This window comes from Micromonospora sp. ANENR4, from assembly GCF_015354395.1.
Taxonomy (GTDB): domain Bacteria; phylum Actinomycetota; class Actinomycetes; order Mycobacteriales; family Micromonosporaceae; genus Micromonospora; species Micromonospora aurantiaca.
The window spans coordinates 24262-47419 of the sequence record NZ_JADKYQ010000009.1; the positions used below are offsets into that span (position 1 = coordinate 24262).

20 protein-coding genes are annotated in these 23158 nt (G+C 72.2%); 11 read left to right on the forward strand and 9 right to left on the reverse strand.

The window, feature by feature from the left end; translation table 11 throughout:
• Positions 1-50 precede the first annotated feature (50 nt).
• Positions 51-2615: a valine--tRNA ligase gene (gene valS, locus IRY44_RS16915; protein WP_194801328.1), complete on the forward strand. Its 2565-nt coding sequence runs from the start codon at positions 51-53 to the stop codon at positions 2613-2615.
• A 50-nt stretch (positions 2616-2665) separates the two neighbouring features.
• Here valS and IRY44_RS16920 read toward each other — a convergent pair whose 3' ends face one another.
• The 5 genes from IRY44_RS16920 to IRY44_RS16940 all read right to left on the reverse strand — a co-directional run bounded on the left by IRY44_RS16920 (position 2666) and on the right by IRY44_RS16940 (position 6705).
• Complete coding sequence (locus IRY44_RS16920) at positions 2666-3103, reverse strand: hypothetical protein (RefSeq protein ID WP_194801532.1); 438 nt, start codon at positions 3101-3103, stop codon at positions 2666-2668.
• Positions 3104-3253: 150 nt separating this feature from the next.
• Positions 3254-3964: an ABC transporter permease gene (locus IRY44_RS16925; RefSeq protein WP_194801329.1), complete on the reverse strand. Its 711-nt coding sequence runs from the start codon at positions 3962-3964 to the stop codon at positions 3254-3256.
• Positions 3964-4923 carry an ABC transporter ATP-binding protein gene (locus IRY44_RS16930; RefSeq protein WP_194801330.1) on the reverse strand — a complete coding sequence of 320 codons (960 nt, stop codon included), beginning with the start codon at positions 4921-4923 and terminating at the stop codon, positions 3964-3966. The genes IRY44_RS16925 and IRY44_RS16930 overlap by 1 nt, the downstream gene beginning before the upstream one ends.
• Positions 4920-5798, reverse strand: coding sequence for an ABC transporter permease (locus tag IRY44_RS16935; RefSeq protein ID WP_194801331.1), 879 nt, complete (start codon positions 5796-5798; stop codon positions 4920-4922). Before IRY44_RS16935 ends, IRY44_RS16930 begins: the two co-directional genes overlap by 4 nt.
• On the reverse strand, positions 5791-6705 hold the full coding sequence (locus IRY44_RS16940; protein WP_194801332.1) for an ABC transporter ATP-binding protein: 915 nt from the start codon (positions 6703-6705) through the stop codon (positions 5791-5793). The genes IRY44_RS16935 and IRY44_RS16940 overlap by 8 nt, the downstream gene beginning before the upstream one ends.
• Before the next feature lie 162 nt (positions 6706-6867).
• Between IRY44_RS16940 and IRY44_RS16945 the strand changes: the two genes are divergently transcribed.
• From IRY44_RS16945 to galT, 4 genes are all read left to right on the forward strand, one after another.
• Positions 6868-8415, forward strand: coding sequence for a glycosyltransferase family 2 protein (locus tag IRY44_RS16945; protein WP_194801333.1), 1548 nt, complete (start codon positions 6868-6870; stop codon positions 8413-8415).
• A gap of 128 nt (positions 8416-8543) precedes the next feature.
• Positions 8544-10073: an adenylyl-sulfate kinase gene (gene cysC, locus IRY44_RS16950; protein ID WP_194801334.1), complete on the forward strand. Its 1530-nt coding sequence runs from the start codon at positions 8544-8546 to the stop codon at positions 10071-10073.
• Positions 10074-10248: 175 nt separating this feature from the next.
• Positions 10249-11037, forward strand: coding sequence for a DeoR/GlpR family DNA-binding transcription regulator (locus IRY44_RS16955; RefSeq protein WP_194801335.1), 789 nt, complete (start codon positions 10249-10251; stop codon positions 11035-11037).
• Entirely contained in the window at positions 11034-12107 is a 1074-nt protein-coding gene (galT, locus tag IRY44_RS16960; protein ID WP_194801336.1) for a galactose-1-phosphate uridylyltransferase, read from the forward strand. The genes IRY44_RS16955 and galT overlap by 4 nt, the downstream gene beginning before the upstream one ends.
• A 205-nt stretch (positions 12108-12312) precedes the next feature.
• Here the strand turns inward: galT and IRY44_RS16965 are convergent, their stop codons facing one another.
• Positions 12313-13530: an NADP-dependent isocitrate dehydrogenase gene (locus IRY44_RS16965; protein WP_120573189.1), complete on the reverse strand. Its 1218-nt coding sequence runs from the start codon at positions 13528-13530 to the stop codon at positions 12313-12315.
• 139 nt (positions 13531-13669) lie between these two features.
• Here IRY44_RS16965 and IRY44_RS16970 point away from each other — a divergent pair, with 139 nt between their 5' ends.
• Complete coding sequence (locus IRY44_RS16970; protein ID WP_194801337.1) at positions 13670-14476, forward strand: MBL fold metallo-hydrolase; 807 nt, start codon at positions 13670-13672, stop codon at positions 14474-14476.
• A 128-nt stretch (positions 14477-14604) separates the two neighbouring features.
• Here IRY44_RS16970 and mdh read toward each other — a convergent pair whose 3' ends face one another.
• Positions 14605-15555, reverse strand: coding sequence for a malate dehydrogenase (gene mdh, locus IRY44_RS16975; protein ID WP_194801338.1), 951 nt, complete (start codon positions 15553-15555; stop codon positions 14605-14607).
• 98 nt (positions 15556-15653) lie between these two features.
• A complete protein-coding gene (locus tag IRY44_RS16980) occupies positions 15654-16517 on the reverse strand; it encodes a bifunctional methylenetetrahydrofolate dehydrogenase/methenyltetrahydrofolate cyclohydrolase (protein WP_194801339.1) in 864 nt (287 codons plus the stop codon).
• 393 nt (positions 16518-16910) lie between these two features.
• Here IRY44_RS16980 and IRY44_RS16985 point away from each other — a divergent pair, with 393 nt between their 5' ends.
• The 5 genes from IRY44_RS16985 to IRY44_RS17005 all read left to right on the forward strand — a co-directional run bounded on the left by IRY44_RS16985 (position 16911) and on the right by IRY44_RS17005 (position 22542).
• Positions 16911-18509, forward strand: a complete 1599-nt coding sequence (locus IRY44_RS16985; RefSeq protein ID WP_194801340.1) for an ABC transporter substrate-binding protein — start codon at positions 16911-16913, stop codon at positions 18507-18509.
• An 89-nt stretch (positions 18510-18598) separates the two neighbouring features.
• Positions 18599-19537, forward strand: coding sequence for an ABC transporter permease (locus IRY44_RS16990; RefSeq protein WP_194801341.1), 939 nt, complete (start codon positions 18599-18601; stop codon positions 19535-19537).
• Positions 19530-20486, forward strand: a complete 957-nt coding sequence (locus tag IRY44_RS16995) for an ABC transporter permease (protein ID WP_187691290.1) — start codon at positions 19530-19532, stop codon at positions 20484-20486. Before IRY44_RS16990 ends, IRY44_RS16995 begins: the two co-directional genes overlap by 8 nt.
• 6 nt (positions 20487-20492) lie before the next feature.
• Positions 20493-21530, forward strand: coding sequence for an ABC transporter ATP-binding protein (locus tag IRY44_RS17000; protein ID WP_194801342.1), 1038 nt, complete (start codon positions 20493-20495; stop codon positions 21528-21530).
• Complete coding sequence (locus IRY44_RS17005; RefSeq protein ID WP_194801343.1) at positions 21514-22542, forward strand: ABC transporter ATP-binding protein; 1029 nt, start codon at positions 21514-21516, stop codon at positions 22540-22542. The genes IRY44_RS17000 and IRY44_RS17005 overlap by 17 nt, the downstream gene beginning before the upstream one ends.
• 223 nt (positions 22543-22765) lie before the next feature.
• Here IRY44_RS17005 and IRY44_RS17010 read toward each other — a convergent pair whose 3' ends face one another.
• On the reverse strand, positions 22766-23143 hold the full coding sequence (locus IRY44_RS17010) for a hypothetical protein (protein WP_194801344.1): 378 nt from the start codon (positions 23141-23143) through the stop codon (positions 22766-22768).
• Positions 23144-23158: the final 15 nt, after the last annotated feature.

Sequence of the window (23158 nt, forward strand, 5' to 3'; positions counted from 1 at the left end):
GGGTGGGGAAAGTCGTGGAGTGCGACGGGCGCGCTGCCTACCATCGGCTGATGACCGACACCACGAGGAGCGCCCGCGGCGGCGTCCCCGAGCGTCCGAGCCTGGACGGCCTCGAGGAGACCTGGGCCCGCCGCTGGCAGTCCGACGGCACGTACGCGTTCGACCGCACGAAGGAGCGGTCGGACGTATACGCGATCGACACTCCCCCGCCGACCGTGTCGGGCGAGCTGCACATGGGGCACGTCTTCTCGTACACGCACACCGACACGGTGGCCCGGTTCCAGCGGATGCGCGGGCGGACCGTGTTCTACCCGATGGGCTGGGACGACAACGGGCTGCCCACCGAACGCCGGGTGCAGAACGTGTACGGCGTGCGCCCCGATCCGGCGCTGCCGTACGACGGGGGCTGGCGCCCGCCGGCCGCACCTGTGGACGACGCGGCCCGGAAGAACCCGACGCCGATCTCCCGGCGCAACTTCATCGAGCTGTGCGAACTGCTCACTGTCGAGGACGAGAAGGCGTTCGAGGCGCTGTGGCGGCGGCTCGGGCTGTCGGTGGACTGGTCGCTGACGTACACCACGATCGGGTCGGCGGCCCGTGCGGCCAGCCAGCGCGCGTTCCTGCGCAACCTGGCCCGGGGTGAGGCGTACCAGGCCGAGGCGCCGACGCTGTGGGACGTCGGGTACGGCACCGCCGTCGCGCAGGCGGAACTGGAGGACCGGGAGCGGCCGGGCGCGTACCACCGGCTGCGGTTCACCGGACCGGACGGCCGCGAGGTGCTGATCGACACCACCCGCCCGGAACTGCTGCCGGCCTGCGTGGCGCTCGTCTGCCACCCCGACGACGAGCGGTACGCGGACCTGGTCGGCGCCGCTGCGCGTACCCCGGTGTTCGGGGTCGAGGTGCCGGTGCGCGCGCACCCGCTGGCGGACCCGGCCAAGGGCACGGGCATCGCGATGGTCTGCACGTTCGGTGACCTGACCGACGTGACCTGGTGGCGTGAGCTGCGGCTGGACACCCGCGTGGTGATCGGCCGGGACGGACGCCTGCTGCCGGAGCCGCCGACCGGCGTGCCGGCGGAGCCCTACGCGGCACTGGCCGGGCAGACGGTGAACGGCGCCCGGCGGACGCTCGTGGAGCTGCTCGCGGACGCGGGCGACCTGGTCGGCGAGCCGCGCCCGATCACCCACCCGGTGAAGTTCTACGAGCGCGGCGACCGGCCGCTGGAAATCGTCTCGACCCGGCAGTGGTATCTGCGCAACGGCGGCCGCGACGCGGACCTGCGCGAAGATCTGCTGGCCCGGGGGCGGGAGCTGCGCTGGGTGCCGGAGCACATGCGGCACCGCTACGAGCACTGGGTGGGCGGCCTCACCGGTGACTGGCTGGTCAGCCGGCAGCGGTTCTTCGGCGTGCCGGTGCCGGTGTGGTACCGGCTCGACGACACTGGCGAGCCGGACTGGTCCCACCCTCTCACACCGGACGAGGCGACGCTCCCGATCGATCCGACGAGCGAGCCGCCGCCCGGATACGAGGAGTCGCAGCGCGGCGAGCCGGGCGGTTTCACCGGCGACCCGGACGTGCTGGACACCTGGGCCACCTCGTCGCTGACCCCGCAGATCGTCGGCGGCTGGGAGACCGACCCGGACCTGTTCGCCCGGGTCTTCCCGATGGACCTGCGCCCGCAGGGGCACGACATCATCCGGACCTGGCTGTTCGCCACGGTGGCCCGCTCCCACCTGGAGCACGGCACGCTGCCGTGGCACACCGCTGTGCTCTCCGGCTGGATCCTCGACCCGGACCGCAAGAAGATGTCGAAGTCCAAGGGCAACGTGGTCACGCCGATGGCGCTGCTGGAGCAGAACGGATCCGACGCGGTCCGCTACTGGGCCGCCAACGGCAAGCCGGGCATGGACCTCGCCTTCGACCCGGCCCAGGTCAAGGTGGGGCGCCGGCTGGCCACCAAGCTGCTGAACGCGTCACGGTTCGCGCTCGGGCTGGGTGCCGCCGACGAACTGCGGGCCGCGGCGACCCAACCGCTCGACACCGCGATGCTCGCCGATCTGTCCGGCGTGGTCGCGACCGCGACCACCGCCTTCGACGGGTACGACCACACGGCCGCCCTGATGGCCACGGAGGCGTTCTTCTGGCGGTTCTGCGACGACTACATCGAGTTGGTGAAGGAACGCGCCTACGGCACCGGGCCGGCCGCCGACTCGGCCCGGGCGGCGCTGGCGACCGCACTGTCGGTGCAGTTGCGCCTGTTCGCGCCGGTGCTGCCGTTCGTCACCGAGGAGGTCTGGTCGTGGTGGCGGTACGGGTCGGTGCACCGCGCGCCGTGGCCGACCACGTACGAGGTGGGCCGCGCGATGGAGGCGCCGGGTGACCCGGAACTGCTGCGGCTGGCCGCTGACGCGCTGGGTCAGGTGCGCCGCGCCAAGTCGGAACGGAAGCTGTCGATGAAGGCGGACGTGCCGCTGGCCGAGGCGCTCGGGCCGGCAGCCGTGCTGGAGCAGCTCGGCACCGTCGCCGACGACCTGCGCGCGGCGGGCCGGATCGCGAAGCTGGACCTGCTGCCCGACCGCACCACCGAACTGGTCGTCGCCTGCGCGTTCTGACAGCGAGGGGCGGCCGGCGTGACGCCGGCCGCCCCTCGGCGGTGCATGCCTCAGTCAGCCGCGCAGGCCGCCTTGAGCTTGTCCCGGGCGGCGGTGAGATCCGCCTTGCTCGGCGCCTTACCCGGCGCCTTGGCCCAGGTGTCGGCGAGGTCGGTCATGGCGGTGGCGACCCCCTTCACCGCGGCGTTCACCTCGTCGCTGCTGGTGAAGGCGTGCGTGTAGAGCGTGGCCGCGCCCGCCGAGTACTGGGCGCTGACCGCCGAGTGGCCGGCCGGCGGGCCGATCTTCTCCGCCTCGGCCACCTCCTTCAGGGCGGCCGTGATGTCCTTCTCCGCCGTCGCGCAGGTCTTCCTGGTGGCCTCGTCGAGGCCCGCCGGCGCCGGGGTCACCGGCGGCACGGAGGTGGCGGCGGGTACGGACGGCGCCGCCGGCCCGGCCGAGGGCTTGTCGTCGCCGCCGTCGCAGCCGGACATGACGATCAGCGCCACCGCGGCTGGGGCCAGCAGGGCGAGTCGAGCCGAACGCAATGTGTCTCCCCGTGTCGGTGTTCGTAGCCGCCGCAAACTAACAGACCGGACACGGCAGGGCAGAACCCGTTTTCCGGCGCTCGTACCGGAGAACGGGTTCCGCCCCGCAGTTCAGCTCGTCTCGCCGGCCACGTTGAACGAGCGCAGGCGGTCGATCGCCAGCACGGTGAACCCGACCGCCACCAGGGCGGTGAGCACCGCCGCGACCGGCACCGAGACGGTGGTGCCGAGCAGCGGCGTCGGCGCCATCCGGTCGGCCAGGGCGATCACCCACTGCTGGATCGACAGCACCCGGGTGCCGCCGACGAACCGGCCCAGCAGCCCTTCCCAGATCAGCACGTAGACCAGGCCGAGCAGCACCGGCCGCCGGGTCACCAGGCTCAGCGCCAGGAACAGCGCCGAGTACGCCAGCGCGCCCGCCGCCGAGGCGGCGACCAGAGCGAGTCCGAGGCGTACCGAATCGGCGAGCACGCCCGCGACGTAGATCGGGACGCCGACGGTGACCGCTGTGACGCCGGCCGCGACCGCCAGCTTCGGCAGCACGATCTGCCAGCGCGGCAGCGGCTTGGTGAGGATGTGCACGACGGTACCGTCGTCGATCTCCGCGCCGAGCACGCCGGTGCCCACGATCAGGGCCACCACCGGCAGCACCACCGCGAGGCCGAGGCCGACGAGCACCGGCGGGCCCCACTGGCCCGGGTCGACGCCGAGCGACCGGCAGAGCACTGCCAGGCCGATCAGGACCAGCGGCAACGGCAGCAGCATGAGGAACCGGCTCCGGCCGAACAGGCCACGCGCGGTGATCCAGGTGACTGTCGACATCATGCCTCCACCAGATACGAGAAGACGCTCTCCAGCGACTCGTCCTCCGGCAGGAGCTGCCGGACCCGGATGCCGTGCCGGAGCGCGATCCGGGGCAGTGCCCGGGTGAACGCGCCGTAGTCGCCGGCCTTGACGGTCAGGCCGGTACGGCCCAGCTCGACGCCGGAGACCGACGCCTCGGCCATCAGCGCCACCGCCAGCGCCCGGTCGTCGGTGGAGCGGACCGCGAACACGTGCGGCCGGTTGGTCATCAGGCGGCGGATGGTCCGGTAGTCGCCGGAGGCGGCGAGCCGGCCGGCCACCATCACCTGGACCGTGCCGGAGACCTGCTCGACCTCCTCCAGGATGTGCGAGCTGAACAGGATGGTCCGCCCCGCGTCGCCGAGCCGGTGCAGCAGCGCCATCATGTGCAGCCGCTGGCGCGGGTCCATCCCGTTGAACGGCTCGTCGAGCAGCAGCACCTGCGGGTCGTGCACGAGCGCGGCGGCGACCCGGGTGCGCTGCCGCATGCCCTTGGAGTAGGTGCCGATCCGCCGGGTCTGCGCGTCCTCCATCTCGACCAGCTCGATCGCCCGCTTCGTGGCGGCCTCCGGGTCGGGCAGCCGGTGCAGCTTGGCGCTGGCGAGCACGAACTCGTACGCGCTGAGGAACGTGTGCACCGCCTCGCGCTCGCTGACCAGGCCGAGCCGCCGGTAGACGGCGGGGTTGCGCCAGGTCGGCTCCCCGTCCAGCGTCACGGTCCCCCGCGACGGGGACAGGAAGCCCGCCATCATGTGCAGCAGCGTGGTCTTGCCGGCGCCGTTGGGGCCGAGCAGGCCGGTCACGCCGGGGCCGAGCCGCATGGTGACGTCGTTCACCGCCACCACGTTGCCGTACCAGCGGGAGACACCGGCCAGGTCGAGCGTGCTCGTCGCGGCGGCGGGCGCGCCGGCCGTCGACTGGGTGCTGATCGCCGTCATCGGGCGGCCACCTTCCGGTATCGCAGGAGCAGCAGGCTGACGCAGGCGGCGACCAGCAGTACGGCCACCACGGCGTAGACCGGCCCGAAGTCGCCGATCGGCATGCCACCCCGTCCCTGGGTCAGCCGGTCGCCGAGCGCCCAGTTGCCCACGCCCCCGACGAGCGTCGGCGGGGAGGCCACGAAGGCCAGCTCGTTGATCGTCTGCGAGGGCAGGATGGACAGCACGCCGACGACCGGCGTGGTCATCAGGAAGACCGCCACGATGCCGCCGGCGGCGAACGCGCGCTTGCCGGTGAGCGAGGCGACGAGCAGGGCGATCGAGGCGAACACCACCGCCCACAGCCCGGCGTAGAGCAGCCCGGGCAGCAGGTCGAGCAGTTCGTCCCACACCCCGCCGATACCCCGCTTCGTGGTGAACGCGGCGCCGAGGAACATCACCAGCTGCGGGCCGCCGAGCAGCAGCCAGAGCGCGGTGACGAGCGCCAGCAGCTTGGACAGGGCGTAGTCGCCGCGCGGCAGCGGCCGGGAGAAGTACAGCGGCAGCACGCCGCTGCGCAGGTCGCGGGAGACCAGCTCGGGCGCGGCCACCGCGGCGAAGAAGATGACCAGCCAGCTCATCGCGTCGGCGAACTGGGCGTACGTCATCACCACCTCGCCGATCTGGCTGCGCACCGCGGTCACCCCGGCGGCCACCACTGTCACCACGGAGACGACGAGCCACGGGAAGATCTTGGCCTTGGCGCTGCGGCCCAGCCCGAAGACGGTACGCACGCCGTGCAGGTAGAGCGCGCCGAAGACCTGCCGGCGGCCGAGCCGCGGGCCGGTGTAGCGCTGGTAGCCGATGTCGTGGATGACCCCGGTCGCGTCAGACATGGCTGGGCTCCCTCGCGGCGAAGAGTTCGGCCACCCGGTGCCGCCGCTGGTCCAGCCGGTGCAGCGGCAGGTCCAGCTCGGCGACCGCGCCGAGGATCTGGTCGTAGGTGGCGTCGTCGGCGAGCGGGACGAGCAGCAGTCGCCCGTCGCGGGTCACCGGCAGGTCGAGCGCGGCGAGCCGGGCGGCCAGGTCGTCCGTGCCCTCGCTCACCTCGACGGCGAGCACGTCGGTGGCGGTGGTCATGGCGGACACCCGGTCGGCGCGCAGCAGCCGGCCGCCGTCGATGGCGACGAGCGTGTCGCAGATCCGCTCCACCTCGCCGAGCAGGTGCGAGCAGACCACCACCGAGATGCCGAACTCGGTGCCGATCCGGTGGATCAGCGCGAGCATGGCGTCCCGGCCGGCCGGGTCGAGGCCGTTCGTCGGCTCGTCGAGCAACAGCAGATCGGGATCGTGTACGAGCGCCTGGGCGAGCTTGACCCGCTGCTTCATGCCGGTGGAGTAGCCACCGACGGCCCGGTGCCGCTCCTCGTGCAGACCGACGTGGCGCAGCGCCTCGGAGGCCCGTTCCCGGGCGACGGTGCGCGGCAGCCCGCTGATCCGGCCCAGATGGGTGACCAGCTCGGCGGCGGACAGGTCGGGCGGGAGGGCGTCGTGCTCGGGCATGTAGCCGACCCGGGCACGGACCGCGGCGGGGTCGGTGGTGGGGTCGAGGCCGAGCACCTGTACCCGGCCGCTGGTCGGCGGGAGCAGACCCAGCAGGATCTTGATCAGAGTGGACTTGCCGGCGCCGTTCGCGCCCACCAGCCCGATGATCCCCGGCTCGACCGACACGGTGAGGTCGGCCAACGCGGTGACCCGGCCTCCGTACGTCTTGGTCAGCGACTCGGTCGCGAGCAGTGTCACGCCGTTCAGCGTAGAACTCCGGCGCCTCGCCGGAGCCGCTCCTGACCCCTGCGATCCCCTGATCCTCGGCCCTCGCAGCCCCTAGGTGGCGGGAACGGGGTAGCGGGGTGGCGACCGCTCCGGGATGCTGCCACCGGGTGAGGCGACTCGACGGGGGGCGGCATGACCGACGGTACGGACCGGACCATGGTGAGCGTGGTGGTGCCCACGTACAACTGCGGCGCGAACCTCGATCCGCTCGTCGCTTCGCTGCCGAAGCAGGGGCTGCCGCCCGGTTCGTACGAGGTGATCTTCGCCGACGACGGATCGACCGACGGCACCCCGCAGCGCCTGGACGAGCTGGCCGCCGCCGACCCGCACGTACGGGTCCTGCACCTGGAGCACTCGGGCTGGCCGTCGCACCCGCGCAACCGAGGGCTGGAGCAGGCGCGTGGCGAGTACGTCTTCTTCGCCGACGACGACGACTGGTTCGGCGACGAGGCCCTGGCCCGCCTGCACGCCTGTGCCCGGGAACACGACGCGGACATCGTCATCGGGCGGATGATCGGGCACCGGCGGGGCGTACCGCGGGAGCTGTTCCGGGAGAACCGGTTCGGCGTCACGCTGGCGAACGCGCCACTGGCCGACAGCATGACCTGCCACGCGCTGTTCCGGCGGTCCTTCCTGGACCGGCACGGGCTGCGGTTCCCGGAAGGCCACCCGCGCCGCCTGGAGGACCACCGGCTGATGGCGGCGGCCTACCTGCTTGCGGGGCGCGTCTGCGTACTGGCCGATCACCCCTGCTACCACCACGTCCGCCGGGCGGACGCGGGCAACGTCACCGCCACCCGGATGGACCCGGCCGAGTACTACGCGGCGCTGCGGGAGGCGCTGGACATCGTGGACGCGAACCGGTCGCCCGTCGCGACCCGCCTCCGCCTGCAGCGGCGCTGGCTGCGCAAGGAGATGCTGAGCCGGCTGCGCGGGCAGACCCTGCTGAGCGCACCGGAGCAGTGGGCCGATCAGGTGGCCGGCGAGGTGGGCCGGCTCGTCGAGGAGCGCTTCACGCCGGAGGCGGTCGCCGGGTTGCCGCCGATGTTCCAGGTGATCGCGCACCTCGCCGCGCAGGGCCGGGTGGCGGACCTGCGCCGGCTGGCGGAGTGGGAGGTGAGCGTCCGGGCCCACGTCTCGGTCGGCGGATGGCGGGTCCAGGGGCGGACGCTGACCGTCACCGTCGACGCCCACCTGCGCGCCGGTGACGAGCCGCTGCGCTTCGACGACCAGGGGCTGCCGGTGCTCCCGGTGGCCGACGCGGTGCCGGCCGGGGTCGTGATGCGGGCCGGCGGGGCGCGGACCGACGTCGTCGTCCGCCGGCGGGAGACCCGGGAGGAGTTCTTCCTGCCGGTGGCCGCCACCACCGAGCGGGCCGACACCGGCGAGGTGCGCCACCGCAGCACCGCCAGCGTCGACTTCGCGGAACTCAACGGTGGCCGGACCCGGGGCACCTGGGAGGTCCGGGCCCGGGTGATCCAGGCCGGCTGGGCGCCGGACGTCCGCCTGCCGCTCGTGGTGCGCTGCGCGGCTGACGGCGGCCCGCCCCGGGTGGAGGACTCGCGCCGGCTCCCGTCCCGGATCCGTCGCGCGGTCCGGCGGATCCGGGACCGCGCGCTCGGCCGGTCGGCGCGCGCCGGCAGCCGTTCGCACGATCGGCCGGCCGCCGCTCGCCGTTAGGATTCGATGACCCCGGTTCGCCCTCGGCACCGTCGCCGGACACGCGATCACCGGGAGGCCGGGTGGCGCTCTCGACCGATCGCCGGTGGGCTGCGAAACTGTGTGCCGGCCGGTGAGTTGGGGGTTCGATGAGCAACGGGTGGCTGCTGCCCGAGGACGTTCTGCGGGATGCGCCGTCGTACGCGCCCAGACCCGCTGAGCTGGCCGATCTCCAGTTGTTGCTGAGTGGGGCGTACGCACCGCTCACCGGTTTCATGAGCCGGGCCGACCTGGCCTCGCTGAACCGGCGCGGCCGGCTGGCCGACGGCACGCCGTGGCCGGTGCCGGTGACGCTCCAGGTGCCGGCGGCGCTCGCCGACGGGCTGGACCCGGCCGACCCGGCCCGCCGCGCGGTGGTGCTCACCGACGGTGAGGGCGCACCGGTGGCGGCGATGGACGTGACCGACGTCTGGCCGGGCCGCGAGGGCATGGTGGGTGTCGGTGGCGCGGTGCGCCGCTTGGGCGACGGCGGCCACGGGCCGTTCCAGCGGCTGCGGCGCGGCCCCGACGAGGTACGCGGACTGCTGCCGCCGGGCCGGGTGCTCGGCGTGTTCGCCGACCGTCCGCTGCACCGGCCGCAGCTGGCGCAGATCGCGCATGCGGCCCGTACGCTCGGCGCGCACCTGCTGGTGATGATCCCGATCGGCGAGGAGTCGATCGCCGGGCTGCCGGCCGAGGCGCTGGTGCGCAGCGTGTTCGCCGCGCGCGACCGGATGCCCCCGGCGACGCTGGTGGCGGTGCCGCTGGCCCGGCGGCGCGACGAGATCAGCGACGCGCTGCTGCGGGCCCGGGTCGCCGCCGCGTACGGGGTGACCCACCTGCTGTCCACCGAGGGCATGCTCTCCGGCGCCGGCCTGCGCGTGCTGGTGCCCCGCGAGCTGGCCTACGACAACCGGGACGGGCAGTGGCGCTGGCGTGAGGACATCCCGCCGCGCAACCGGCGGCTGGCGCTGAGCACGCGGGAGATCGACGACCTGCTGGACCGGGGCTTCCCGCTGCCCGAGTGGCACACGCCGCCGGCGGTGGCGAAGGAACTGTCCCGGGCGCGCCCGCCGCGGCGGCACCGGGGCCTGGTGATTTTCCTGACCGGCCTGTCCGGCTCGGGCAAGTCGACCATCGCGCGCGGGCTGGCCGACGTGCTCCGCGAGCAGGGCGACCGCACCATCACGCTGCTCGACGGCGACGTGGTGCGGCGGGAACTCTCCGCCGGGCTGGGGTTCAGCAAGGCCGACCGGGATCTCAACGTCCGCCGGATCGGCTGGGTGGCGGCGGAGATCGCCCGGCACCGGGGCGTCGGCATCTGCTGCCCGATCGCGCCGTACGCGGCGGCTCGCGCCACCGCCCGGGAGATGGCCGAGACGGCCGGGGCGGGGTTCCTGCTGGTCCACGTGGCGACGCCGCTCGCGGTCTGCGAGCAGCGCGACCGCAAGGGCCTGTACGCCCGCGCCCGGGCCGGCCTGATCACCGGGATGACTGGCATCGACGACCCGTACGAGGAGCCCACCGACGCCGACCTGGTGGTCGACACCTCGGATCTGAGCGTCGAGGAGGCCATCGGGAAGGTGATGGAGCACCTCACCGAGACCGGCTGGGTGGAGCCCCGCCTCCAGCCCGCCTGATCTCCTGACGCCGGACGCGTCCGGCCTGCGAGCACCTCGACCGCCGCCGTCCGGCCTTCCGGACGGCGGCGGTTTCGCATAGGCGTAGCTGCGCGGTAGTGTTCGTCTTTGTTGGAACACGTTCGACCGCGTGGAGTGCCCACGTGAGTCGGTGAGGCGCGGAGGTGAGCCGGGGATGCTGGCGCGGCAGCGGCAGACGGCCATCCTGGAACGACTGCGCCGCGCCGGTGGCGTCCGGGTCACCGAGCTGGCGGCCGAGTTCGGCGTCTCCGACATGACCATCCGGCGCGACCTGGACACGCTGCACGAGGCGGGCCTGCTCGCCAAGGTGCACGGCGGCGCGACACCGGCCGGTCCCGGCTCCACCGACGAGCCCGGCTTCCACGCCAAGTCCGTCCGCCAGTCCGCCGAGAAGGCCGCAATCGCCGAGCACGCCGCGGGACTGGTCCGGCCCGGCGCCGCCATCGCGCTGTCCGCCGGCACCACCACCGCCGAGCTGGCCCGGCGACTGGTCGACGTGCCCGGCCTCACCGTGGTCACGAACTCGCTTCCGGTGGCGGAGGCCCTGCACGTCGGTGGCCGGCCGGACCAGACGGTGGTGCTCACCGGCGGCGTCCGCACGCCGTCGGACGCGCTCGTCGGTCCGCTCGCCGTGGCCGCGATCGCCGCGCTGCACCTGGACCTGCTCTTCCTGGGCGTGCACGGGATCAGCGAACGGGCCGGTTTCACCACGCCCAACCTGATGGAGGCGGACACGAACCGGGCGCTCGTGGCCGCAGCGGACCGCCTGGTGGTGCTCGCCGACCACACCAAGTGGGGCACCGTCGGCATCTCGTCGATCGTGCCGCTGGACGCGGCGGACGTGCTGATCACCGACGACCGGTTGGCACCCGAGGCCCGACGGGTACTCGACGACAGGGTGGGTGAGCTGGTGACGGTGCCCACGACGAGGGGGGCGGAGTGAAGCGTACGCAGATCGCGCTGGCCGACGGCCGCGAGCTGATCTACTTCGACGAGCGGGACGACGCGGTCCGCGACCAGCCGGACCGGCGGGACCTGCCCCCTCCCCCGCCCGCCTCGCAACTGCGGTACGACCCGCTGACCGACGAGTGGGTGGCGGTGGCGGTGCACCGGCAGACCCGCACGTTCCTGCCCCCGGCCGACCAGTGCCCGCTCTGCCCGTCGCGGGGCGAGCGGCACAGCGAGATCCCGGCGCCCGACTACGACGTGGTGGTGTTCGAGAACCGGTTCCCGTCGCTGAGCCAGCGGGTGGCCGACGAACCGGCCGAGATCACGCCGTTCACCCCGGTACGCCCCGGGCGCGGCAGGTGCGAGGTGGTCTGCTTCACCGACGACCACAACGCCTCGTTCGCCCGGCTCTCCCCGCGCAGGGTCCGGACGGTGCTCGACGCGCTCGCCGACCGCACCACGGCGCTGAGCGCGCTGCCCGGCGTGGAGCAGGTCTTCCCGTTCGAGAACCGGGGCGTGGAGATCGGGGTGACGCTGCACCACCCGCACGGGCAGATCTACGCGTACCCGTTCGTCACGCCGCGCACCCGCACCATGCTGGCCGCCGCCCGGCGGTACGCCGACCGCACCGGGGGCAACCTCTACGCCGACGTGCTGGCCACCGAACGCGCCTCCGGGGAGCGGGTGGTGGCGAGCAACGAGCACTGGACCGCGTACGTCCCGGCGGCGGCCCGCTGGCCGTTCGAGGTGCACGTGGCGCCGCACCGGCCGGTGCCGGACATCCCGGCGCTCGACGACGCCGAGCGGGACGCCTTCGGGCCGCTCTACCTGGACCTGCTGCGCCGCTTCGACGGGCTGTTCGATCTGCCCATGCCGTACATCGCGGCCTGGCACCAGGCGCCGGTACGGATCGACAGGGAACTGGGCCACCTGCACCTTCAGCTGTTCAGCATCCGGCGGGCCAAGGACAAGCTGAAGTATCTGGCCGGGTCGGAGTCCGGCATGGGCGTGTTCATCAACGACATCGCCCCCGAGAGAGCCGCCGAGCTGCTCCGCACCGCCTGACCCGGGCGCGCGGGTCCCGCAACAGGGCGCGGGGGGCCCGGGACAGGGCCAGGGCCCCCCGCAAGGGAAGGGACGGCTGGACGAGACTGGCATCGCGTCCACCCGGTACAACGAGCCCGGCCCGGACCCGGTGACGCACCGAACCCGGACACGACGGAGCCCGCCGGCACGTGCCGGCGGGCTCCGTGGTGATCGACGGGAGTGATCAGGCGGCGAGCTTGCGCGCCAGGTTCTCGTCGAGCGCGTTCATGAACTCGTCGGTGGTCAGCCACGGGGCGTCCCGCGAGATGAGCAGCGCGAGGTCCTTGGTCATCTGGCCGCCCTCGACGGTGTCCACGATGACCTTCTCCAGCGTGTTCGCGAACTCGGTGACCGCCGGGGTGCCGTCCAGCTTGCCCCGGTGGGCCAGGCCCCGGGTCCAGGCGTAGATCGAGGCGATCGGGTTGGTCGAGGTCTTCTCGCCCTTCTGGTACTGCCGGTAGTGCCGGGTGACGGTGCCGTGCGCGGCCTCCGCCTCGACAGTGCGGCCGTCCGGGGAGAGCAGCACCGAGGTCATCAGGCCGAGCGAGCCGAAGCCCTGCGCGACGGTGTCGGACTGCACGTCACCGTCGTAGTTCTTGCACGCCCAGACGTATCCGCCCTCCCACTTGAGCGCGGCGGCGACCATGTCGTCGATCAGCCGGTGCTCGTAGGTGAGGCCGGCGGCGTCGAACTCGGCCTTGAACTCGTTCTCGAACACCTCGGCGAAGATGTCCTTGAACCGGCCGTCGTACGCCTTGAGGATGGTGTTCTTGGTGGACATGTAGACCGGGTAGTTGCGGTCCAGGCCGTACCGGAACGAGGCGCGGGCGAAGTCCCGGATCGACTCGTCGTAGTTGTACATGCCCATGGCGATGCCGCCGCCGGGGAAGTTGGCGACCTCCATCTCCATCGGGGTGCCGCCGTCGGCCGGGGTGTAGGTGATGGTCACCGTGCCCGGGCCGGGGACGACGAAGTCGGTGGCCTTGTACTGGTCTCCGTGCGCGTGCCGGCCGATGATGATCGGCTTGGTCCAGCCCGGGACGAGCCGCGGCACGTTCGACATGATGATCGGCTCGCGGAAGACCACGCCGCCGAGGATGTTGCGGATGGTGCCGTTCGGCGACCGCCACATCTTCTTCAGGCCGAACTCCTCCACCCGGGCCTCGTCCGGGGTGATGGTGGCGCACTTGACGCCGACGCCGTGCTCCTTGATGGCGTTGGCGGCGTCGACCGTGACCTGGTCGTCGGTGGCGTCACGGTGCTGGATCGACAGGTCGTAGTAGTGCAGGTCGACGTCGAGGTAGGGCAGGATCAGCTGCTCCCGGATCTGCTTCCAGATGATCCGGGTCATCTCGTCGCCGTCGATCTCCACGACCGGGTTGTTTACCTTGATCTTCGCCATCGGCCGGCGCTCCTCTCGGGGGACACGTGCTCAAGCAGTACGAGCGTACTGGAAACTGACCGGCAGTCCCCAGGCGGCCCGGGTGGACCGCCGGAAAAGCGGGCTGCGCCGCGCCTCGGCCCGCTGGCATCATCGTCCGATGCCGCACAGCCGCACCATCGGGTCTATCACGGTCACCGCGCTCTCCGACGGCGAGGGGCCCTTCTTCCAGCCCCGCGGCGAGGCGTTTCCCGGTGCCACCCAGGCGCACTGGGCGGCGGCCGACCGGCTCGATCCTGGTGCCGTCACCGACGACGGCAGGTGGTGGCTACGGTTCCGCGCGTTCGCGGTGCGGTCCGGCCACGGGCCGGTCACGCTTGTCGACGCCGGCATCGGCCCGGCCGACTCGCTCGCCGCGAGCTGGGCGCCGGTGCCGGGCCGGCTGCCGGCCGAGCTGGCCGAAGCCGGGATCGACCCGGCCGACGTCCGCACAGTGGTCCTCACCCACCTGCACACCGACCACGTGGGCTGGGCCGGCGCGCTGTTCCCGAACGCCGATCACCTGATCCAGCGGGCCGAGCTGGACGCGCTGGAGCTGTTCCACCCGGAGCTGCCGGCCCGGCTGCTGACGCCGTTGCGCGCCGCCGGCCGGCTGCGGGTGGTCGACGGCGAGACGCCCCTCACCCCGGGGGTACGGCTGCTGCACACGCCCGGCCACACGCCGGGTCACCAGTCGGTGCTGGTCGAGGCGGACGACGAGCGCCTCCTGATCACCGGCGACCTGCTGGTGCACGCGATCCAGTTGGTCGACCCGGAGCTGGCGTACGCCCACGAGGTGGACCCGGACGAAGCCCGCCACTCCCGCACGACCCTGCTGACAACCCTCTCCCCCGCCACCCTGGCGACCCCCCACCTGACCGCACCCTTCACCCCCCACCCACCCCCACCCACCCCCGGTCGATCATGAAGTTGACCGCCTTGTCGATCTCCATTTCCGCCGCCAACTTCATGATCGACGGGGTGGGGGGGGTCGGGTCGGACGGCAGAGGGCCCGCCGGCGGAAGCCGGCGGGCCCTCTGCGCGATGGGACGGGGGTCACATGCTGGCGACGTCGCCCTGCTTGGCGCGGACGGCCTCGGCGGCCTCCTTCAGCGCGGCCAGCTCGTCGGCGTCCAGGTCGGTCTCGACGACCCGCTTCACGCCCTCGGCGCCGATCTCGGCCTCGACGCCCAGGTAGACGCCGGAAATGCCGTACTCGCCGTCGACCCAGGCGCAGACCGGCATGACGTCGCCGGAGTCCTCGGCCACTGCCTTCGCCATCCGGGCCGCGGCGGCGGACGGGGCGTAGTACGCGGAACCGGTCTTGAGCAGCGCGACGACCTCGGCGCCACCGTTGCGGGTCTTGACGACCAGCTCCTCGATCTGCTCGGCCGGCATGACGTCACGCAGCGGCTTGCCGTTCACGGTGCTCTTGGACGGCACCGGGACCATGGTGTCGCCGTGCGAGCCGAGCGTCAGGGTCCGTACCGACTTCACCGGTACGCTCAGCGCCTCGGCGACGAAGTTGGTGAAGCGGGCGGTGTCCAGCATGCCGGCCTGGCCGAGCACCCGGTTCTTCGGGAACTGGGTGGCGAGCTGGGCCAGCGCGGTCATCTCGTCGAGCGGGTTGGACACCACGATGACGACGGCGTTCGGGGCGTACTTGGCGACGTTCTCGGCGACCTGCCGGACGATCTTGGCGTTCGTCTCCAGCAGGTCCATCCGGCTCATGCCCGGCTTGCGCGGCAGGCCGGCGGTGATGACGACGACGTCCGAGCCCTCGATGGCCTCGTAGCCCTCGCCGTTCGGGCCGGTGGTGACGCCCACGACCTTGGTCTCGAAGCCCTCGACCGCGCGGGACTGGTTGAGGTCGAGCGCGAGACCCGCCGGCTTGCCCTCCACGATGTCGGTGATCACGACGGTGTCGAAGACGTCGTACTCGGCCAGGCGCTGTGCGGTGGTCGAGCCGTAGAAGCCGGCGCCGACGACAGTGACCTTCTTACCCATGGTCGTCCCACTCCCTGATACCAGTCGGTTTTCCGGACCGTATCAGCCATCCTGGCACCGATCAGGTCAGGGGCGGACGGTTATGACCTGGGTGGGTGTCAGCCCGCCCGCTCGGCCCGTTCGACCACGTTCGTCAGCAGCATCGCCCGGGTCATCGGACCCACGCCGCCGGGCATCGGCACCAGCTTGCCGGCGACCTCGGCCACCTCCGGGTCCACGTCGCCGGTGTAGCGGCCCTTGCCGTCCTCACCGATGACCCGTGTGATGCCGACGTCCACCACCGTCGCACCCGGGTTGACCATGTCGGCGGTGAGCAGCCCGGGCACGCCGGCAGCCACGATGACGACGTCGGCGGCGCGGGTGTGCGCGGCCAGGTCGAGCGTGCCGGTGTGGCAGAGCGTCACTGTGGCGTTCTCGCTGCGCCGGGTGAGCAGCAGGCCCAGCGGGCGGCCGACCGTGTTGCCCCGGCCGACGACAGCCACGTTCGCGCCGCGCAGCGGCACGTCGTGCCGGCGCAGCAGTTCCACGATGCCGCGCGGGGTGCAGGGCAGCGGCGCGTCGTACCCGAGGACGAGCCGGCCCAGGTTGACCGGGTGCAGCCCGTCGGCGTCCTTGTCCGGGTCGATCGACTCCAGCGCGCGCTGGGTGTCGAGGTGACCGGGGAGCGGCAGCTGGACGATGTAGCCGTGGCAGGCCGGGTCGGCGTTCAGCTCGGCCAGCGCCGCGTCGAGCTGTTCCTGGGTGGCGTCTGCGGGCAACGCGACCCGCAGCGAGGCGATGCCGACCTCGGCGCAGTCGCGGTGCTTTCCGTTGACGTACGCCTGGGAGCCGGGGTCCTCCCCGACCAGCACGGTGCCCAGGCCGGGGGTGATGCCGCGTTCCGCGAGCGCCTTGACCCGGGCTCGTAGCTCGTCCTTGATCTCCGCCGCGGTGGCCTTGCCGTCCAGGATCGTCGCCGTCACGCCGTGATCGTCTCACGCCCGCGGGCAGGCCCGGACGACGACAGCCGACGATCACGCTCCGCAACGTGCCCTGAATCACGGAGAGTGACCAGCCATTGCGACGTGGCTGCCCGGACACACCCGGACAGGCAGGGACCGGACAGGCAGGCCGGACGTCGCAGACGCGCTCGACCGGGCCCCGATCGGACCATTGAGGGTGAATAAAAGACCAGTTAGAAGCGGGTTTTAGCACGCGCGGGCAGCAGCGACAAGGCTCGTCGAACACGATCCGTCATCAGTTGACCACGCAATAGTTGTCGACGAGCCGGATCGCGACCTACCGTTACCGCTCGTTGCGCAGAGTCACCCAGCGCCGGGACGACCGCGCAGCGTGAGGAGATGAGGAGACCCCCAATGCGTGTTCGTAGGCTCGCGGCCTGGGCCGCGCTCCCGCTCGCGGTGACGCTGGGCCTGACGGCCTGCGGCTCGGGCGGTGGCGGCGGCGGTGCCGGCGACTCCGACGCGGCCGTGCGGATCGAGATCGCCGAGCCGCAGCACCTCGTGCCGACAAACACCAACGAGACGAGCGGCTCCCAGGTCCTGTCGGCCCTGTTCAGCCCGCTCGTCGACTACGACGAGGCGAACAAGCCGCACGAGGTGGCCGCCGAGGAGGTGACGACGTCCGACAACAAGGTCTGGACGATCAAGCTGAAGCCCGGCTACACGTTCCACAACGGCGAGAAGGTCATCGCCGACAACTACATCGACGCCTGGAACTACGGCGCGTACGCGCCGAACGGCCAGAACTCCAGCTACTTCTTCGAGAAGGTGGCCGGCTACGACGACCTCCAGGGCGAGAGCCCGAAGGCGACGACGATGAGCGGGCTGAAGAAGGTAGACGACCTGACCTTCACCGTGACGCTCAGCCAGCCGTACGTGGACTTCAAGTCCATGCTCGGCTACACCGCCTTCTACCCGCTGCCCAAGGCGGCCTTCTCCGCGCCGGGCGTGCTCGCCGAAGGCTACGAGCAGGCGCCGATCGGCCAGGGCCCGTTCAAGATGAAGGGCAGCTGGCAGCACGACGCCAAGGTCGAGGTGGAGCGCTACGACGCGTTCCCGGGCCAGCAGCCCAAGGTCGGCGGCGTCGAGTTCCGCATCTACCAGCAGCCGACCGCTGCGTACGCGGACGTGCTGTCGGACAACCTCGACGTGATCAAGACAATCCCGACCGAGAACCTGTCGACCGCCGCGACCGACCTGGGCGACCGCTTCCAGCAGAGCCCGGCCTCGTCGCTGCAGGTGCTGGCCTTCCCGACGTTCCAGGAGGAGTTCAGCAAGCCCGAGGTGCGCAAGGCGATCTCGATGGCGATCGACCGGGACGAGATCACCAAGTCGATCTTCAAGGACTCGCAGCAGCCGGCCCGCTCGTTCGTCTCGCCGGTGGTCGCCGGTTACCGGGAGAACACCATCGGTACGGCGGGCGCGTTCGATCCGGTCAAGGCCAAGGCCATGTACGAGGCCGCGGGCGGCCCGAAGAAGATCGAGCTGTCCTACAACGGCGACGGCGGCCACAAGGACTGGATCGACGCCACCTGCAACCAGCTCAAGGCCAACCTGGGCGTGGACTGCGTGGGCACCGCCGAGCCGAAGTTCGCGGACCTGCTGACCAAGGTCAAGCAGAAGCAGCCGGTCGGCCTGTTCCGGATGGGCTGGGTCATGGACTACCCGTCCATGGAGAACTACCTCGGCCCGCTGTACAGCAGCACCGGCTCGTCGAACTACTACGGCTACAGCAACCCGGAGTTCGACAAGCTGCTCGCCGAGGGCGCCCGCGCGGCGACCGAGGACGAGGCGATCAAGAAGTACCAGGCGGCGGAGGACCTGCTCGCGCAGGACATGCCGGTAATCCCGCTCCGGTACGGGCAGAACAACTTCGGCCACTCGACCAAGGTCAAGAACGTCCACGTGGACCTCTTCGACCGGGTGGACCTGCTGAAGATCGAACGCGCCTGACACCCCGCTGACGGGCCGGGTCACCCCCACCGGGTGGCCCGGCCCTCGCATTGGCACGCATTTCGGCCGCTTTCGGCAGACTTGCCAGCATGTTCCGGTTCATCCTGCGGCGGCTGCTCCAGATGGTCCTCGCCTTCTTCGGGACCACGCTGATCGTGTACGCGCTGATGTTCGCCGGGCAGGGAGACCCGATCCAGGCCCTCGCCGGGGAGCGGCCGGTGACCGCCGCGCAGCGGGCCTACCTGACCGAGAAGTACCACCTGGACGCGACGGGTGTCGGCGGCTTCTTCTACCGCTACTTCGACTACCTGGGCGGTCTGGTCCAGGGTGACCTCGGGCAGTCGCTGACCGGGCGGCAGATCAGCGACATCCTCGCCGCCGCCTGGCCGGTCACCGTGAAGCTCGCCGTCATCGCGATGGCCGTGACGGTGATCTTCGGAGTCACCGCCGGCGTGATCGCGGCGATCCGGCGCTCCGGCGTGTTCGACCACGCCACGCTCGTGCTCACGCTGCTGGTGCTCGGCATCCCCACCATCGTGCTCGCGCCGCTGGCGCAGTACTTCCTCGGCGTCCGGTGGCCGGTCTTCCCGCCCACGGCCGGCGCCCAGCCGTCCTTCTACGCGCTGCTGCTGCCCGGCATCGTGCTCGGCTCGCTGTCCCTGGCCACCGCGCTGCGGCTGACCCGCACCTCGGTGACCGAGAACCTGCGCGCCGACTACGTCCGGACCGCCCGGTCCAAGGGCCTGCGGCGACGCCGGATCGTCGGCGTGCACGTGCTGCGCAACTCGCTCATCCCGGTGGTCACCTTCCTCGGCGTCGAGCTGGGCAACCTGATGGGCGGCGCGATCATCACCGAGGGCGTGTTCAACGTCCCGGGCGTCGGCTTCAACCTGTTCCGCGGCATCCGCACCGAGGACGGCCCCCTGGTGGTCGGCATCGTGAGCGTGCTCGTCGTGGTCTACCTGCTGTCCAACCTGGTGGTGGACGTGCTCTACGCCGTACTCGACCCGAGGATCCGCTATGAGTGACTTCGAGACGGTGGCGGCGACGGAGAACCAGGCCGCACGGCGCGGTGTCTCCGGCGAACCGGGCACACCCGGCCGGGCCGGGCGGCCGGACCGGGCCCGCAGCCTGGCCGGTGACGCCTGGCGGGACCTGCGCCGCAACCCGGTCTTCTGGATCAGCCTGCTTTTGGTGGTGCTGGTCGCCGCGATGGCGGTGGCACCAGGGCTGTTCGCCGCCAACGACCCACGCGACTGCGTGCTGTCGCGGCAGCACGCCGGGCCGTCCGGCGGGGCGATCTTCGGGTACGACTTCCAGGGCTGCGACACGTTCGCCCGCGCGGTCTACGGCGCCCGCGCCTCGCTGCTCGTGGGCGCGTTCTCCGCGCTGATCACCGGCGTGATCGCCCTCGTCGTCGGCATGGTCGCCGGCTACTTCGGCGGGTGGGTCGACGCGGTGCTGTCCCGGGTGATCGACATCGTGCTCGGCATCCCGCTGCTGCTCGCCGCGATCGTGCTGCTCAAGCGCGTCAGCACGAGCGGCGAGACGGTACGCCTGTTCGCGGTGATCCTCGTCCTGGCGCTGCTCGGCTGGACCACCGCGGCCCGGGTGGTCCGCTCCTCGGTGATCACCGCCCGGGAGCAGGACTACGTGGCGGCGGCCCGGATGCTCGGGGCCGGCAACGGCCGGATCATGTGGCGGCACATCCTGCCGAACGCGCTCGCCCCGGCCATCGTGGTGCTCACCATCGCGCTCGGGTCGTTCATCGCGGCCGAGGCGACGTTGAGCTTCCTCGGCATCGGCCTGAAGGCACCGACCATCTCCTGGGGCATCGACATCGACGCCGGCCGGGTGCACATGCGTGAGTCGGCGACGCCGTTGATCGTGCCGTCGACGTTCCTCGCCCTGACCGTGCTCGCCTTCATCATGCTCGGCGACGCGATCCGCGACGCCTTCGACCCGAAGCTGCGGTGACAACCCATGACCCAGTCGTCGGTCCGGCCCACGCCGGCCTCACCCACCCCGCCCGGCGGGCACCTGCTGGAGGTACGGGACCTGCACGTCGAGTTCCGCACCCGGGAGGGCGTGGCCCGCGTGATCAACGGGGTGACGTACCACCTGGACGCCGGTGAGACGCTCGCGGTGCTGGGCGAGTCCGGCTCCGGCAAGTCCGTCACCGCTCAGGCGATCATGGGCATCCTGGACACCCCGCCCGCGTACGTGCGCGCCGGGCAGATCCTCTACCAGGGGCGGGACCTGCTCACCCGGCCGGAGGAGGAGCGCCGGCAGATCCGCGGCGCCGAGATCGCGATGATCTTCCAGGACGCGCTGTCGGCGTTGAACCCGGTCTTCCCGGTCGGCTGGCAGATCGGCGAGTCGCTGCGCGAGCGGGCCGGGATGTCGCGGGCCGACGCGCGCAGGCGCACCGTCGAGCTGATGGACCTGGTCCGGATCCCGGCCGCGGCGAAGCGGCTCGGCGACCACCCGCACCAGTTCTCCGGCGGCATGCGGCAACGCGTCATGATCGCGATGGCGCTGGCGCTCGACCCGAAGGTCCTGATCGCCGACGAACCGACCACGGCGCTGGACGTCACCGTGCAGGCCCAGATCATGGACCTCCTGGCCGACCTGCGGCGGGACCTCGGCATGGCGCTCGTCCTCATCACCCACGACCTGGGCGTGGTCGCCGGTGTGGCGGACCGGATCGCGGTCATGTACGCGGGCCGGATCGTCGAGCACGCCGACGTGCACGCGCTGTACCGGGCGCCCGCCCACCCGTACACGAAGGGGTTGCTGGAGTCGATCCCGCGCCTGGACGTGCGCGGCCAGGCGTTGTCCAGCATCCGCGGCCTGCCGCCGAACCTGATGGCGATCCCGTCCGGCTGCCCGTTCCACCCCCGGTGCCCGTACGTCCAGCCGGTCTGTGTGGACGAGGTGCCGCACGACCTGGTGCTCGCCGACGGGCGGACCAGCGCGTGCCACTTCGCCCAGGAGGTGCACGATGACCGCGACGGCTGAACCCGCCAAGGTGCGCGGCGAGACGATCCTCGCCGTCGACCACCTGGTCAAGCACTTCCCGATCAGCCAGGGCGTGCTGTTCAAGAAGACCATCGGCCAGGTCAAGGCGGTCGACGGCGTCTCGTTCGAGCTGCGGCGCGGTGAGACGCTCGGCGTGGTCGGCGAGTCCGGGTGCGGCAAGTCCACGCTGGCCCGGCTGCTCATGCGCCTGGAGACGCCCACCGCCGGGCGGGTCACGCTGGAGGGGCGCGACCTGCTCCGGGCCACCGGTGCCGACCTGCGCCGGCTGCGGCGGAACATGCAGATGGTGATGCAGGACCCGTACACCTCGCTGAACCCGCGCATGACCGTCGGCGACATCATCGGCGAGCCGTTCGAGATCCACCCGGAGGCGGCACCGAAGCGCAGCCGGCGGCAGCGGGTGCAGGAGCTGCTGGACGTGGTCGGGCTCAACCCGGAGCACGTCAACCGCTACCCACACCAGTTCTCCGGCGGTCAGCGGCAGCGCATCGGCATCGCCCGGGCGCTCGCGCTGCGGCCCGAGATCATCGTCTGCGACGAGCCGGTGTCGGCCCTGGACGTGTCCATCCAGGCCCAGGTGATCAACCTGCTCGAACAGCTCCAGGACGAGCTGGGGCTGTCGTACATCTTCATCGCCCACGACCTGTCCGTGGTGCGGCACATCTCCGACCGGGTCGCGGTGATGTACCTGGGCCGGATCGTGGAGATCGGCACCGAGGAGCAGATCTACCAGCGCGCGACCCACCCGTACACCCAGGCGCTGCTGTCCGCGGTGCCGGTGCCCGACCCGGAGGCCCGCGACCGGCGGACCATCATCCGGCTCACCGGCGACGTGCCCAGCCCGGCCGAGCCGCCGTCCGGCTGCCACTTCCGGACCCGCTGCTGGAAGGCCGAGGAGGTCTGCGCGACGCAGGACCCGCAGGCGGTACCCCGCGCGGCGGACCCGCACCCCAGCGCCTGCCACTTCGCCGAGGTGCGCACCGAGGCGTGAGCGTGACGAAGGCCCCGTCCCCCGGAGGAAGAGGGGGCGGGGCCTCCGATGCGGGCACGCGTGCGGACGGCGGACCCGGGACGAACCCGAGGCGGCCCGGCGGCGTGAGGCGCGCCGCCGTACCGGCGGACGGCAGCTCGCGGCGGAGACCGCCGGGTCGACGCGGCGGTGTCCGGTGCGGCGCGAGCGCGCGTCCCGGTGCGGGCTGCGGGTTCGGTGCGGCTCAGGCGGCCGGCGGGGCGCGCGCGGCGAGCGGGCCGCACGGCGGCAGCGGCACGACCTGCGGCCGGGGCGCTGGTACGACGGGCTCCGGCACGGCCGGGCCGGCCACGCGCGGGAGCGCGGCCGGGGTCAGGTCGTCCGGCCCGTCGGCGTAGCCGAGGCCGTCGCTGTGGTCGTGCCACGGCCCGGCGGCAAGCTCCGACCAGGAGATTCCGGGGTACGCGGTACGCAGCGCGGCCGGGCTCGTCCCGCTCGTGGAGGCAGTGGCCGGCGCGGCGGCGGCCGGTGCGACGACGGCGGGTGCGGCTGCCGCTCCGAGTCCGGCCAGGACGAATGCCAGCGTGACGACGACGGCGGTCAACCGGTCGCGAACGCGCATGGCACACCTGCCGGG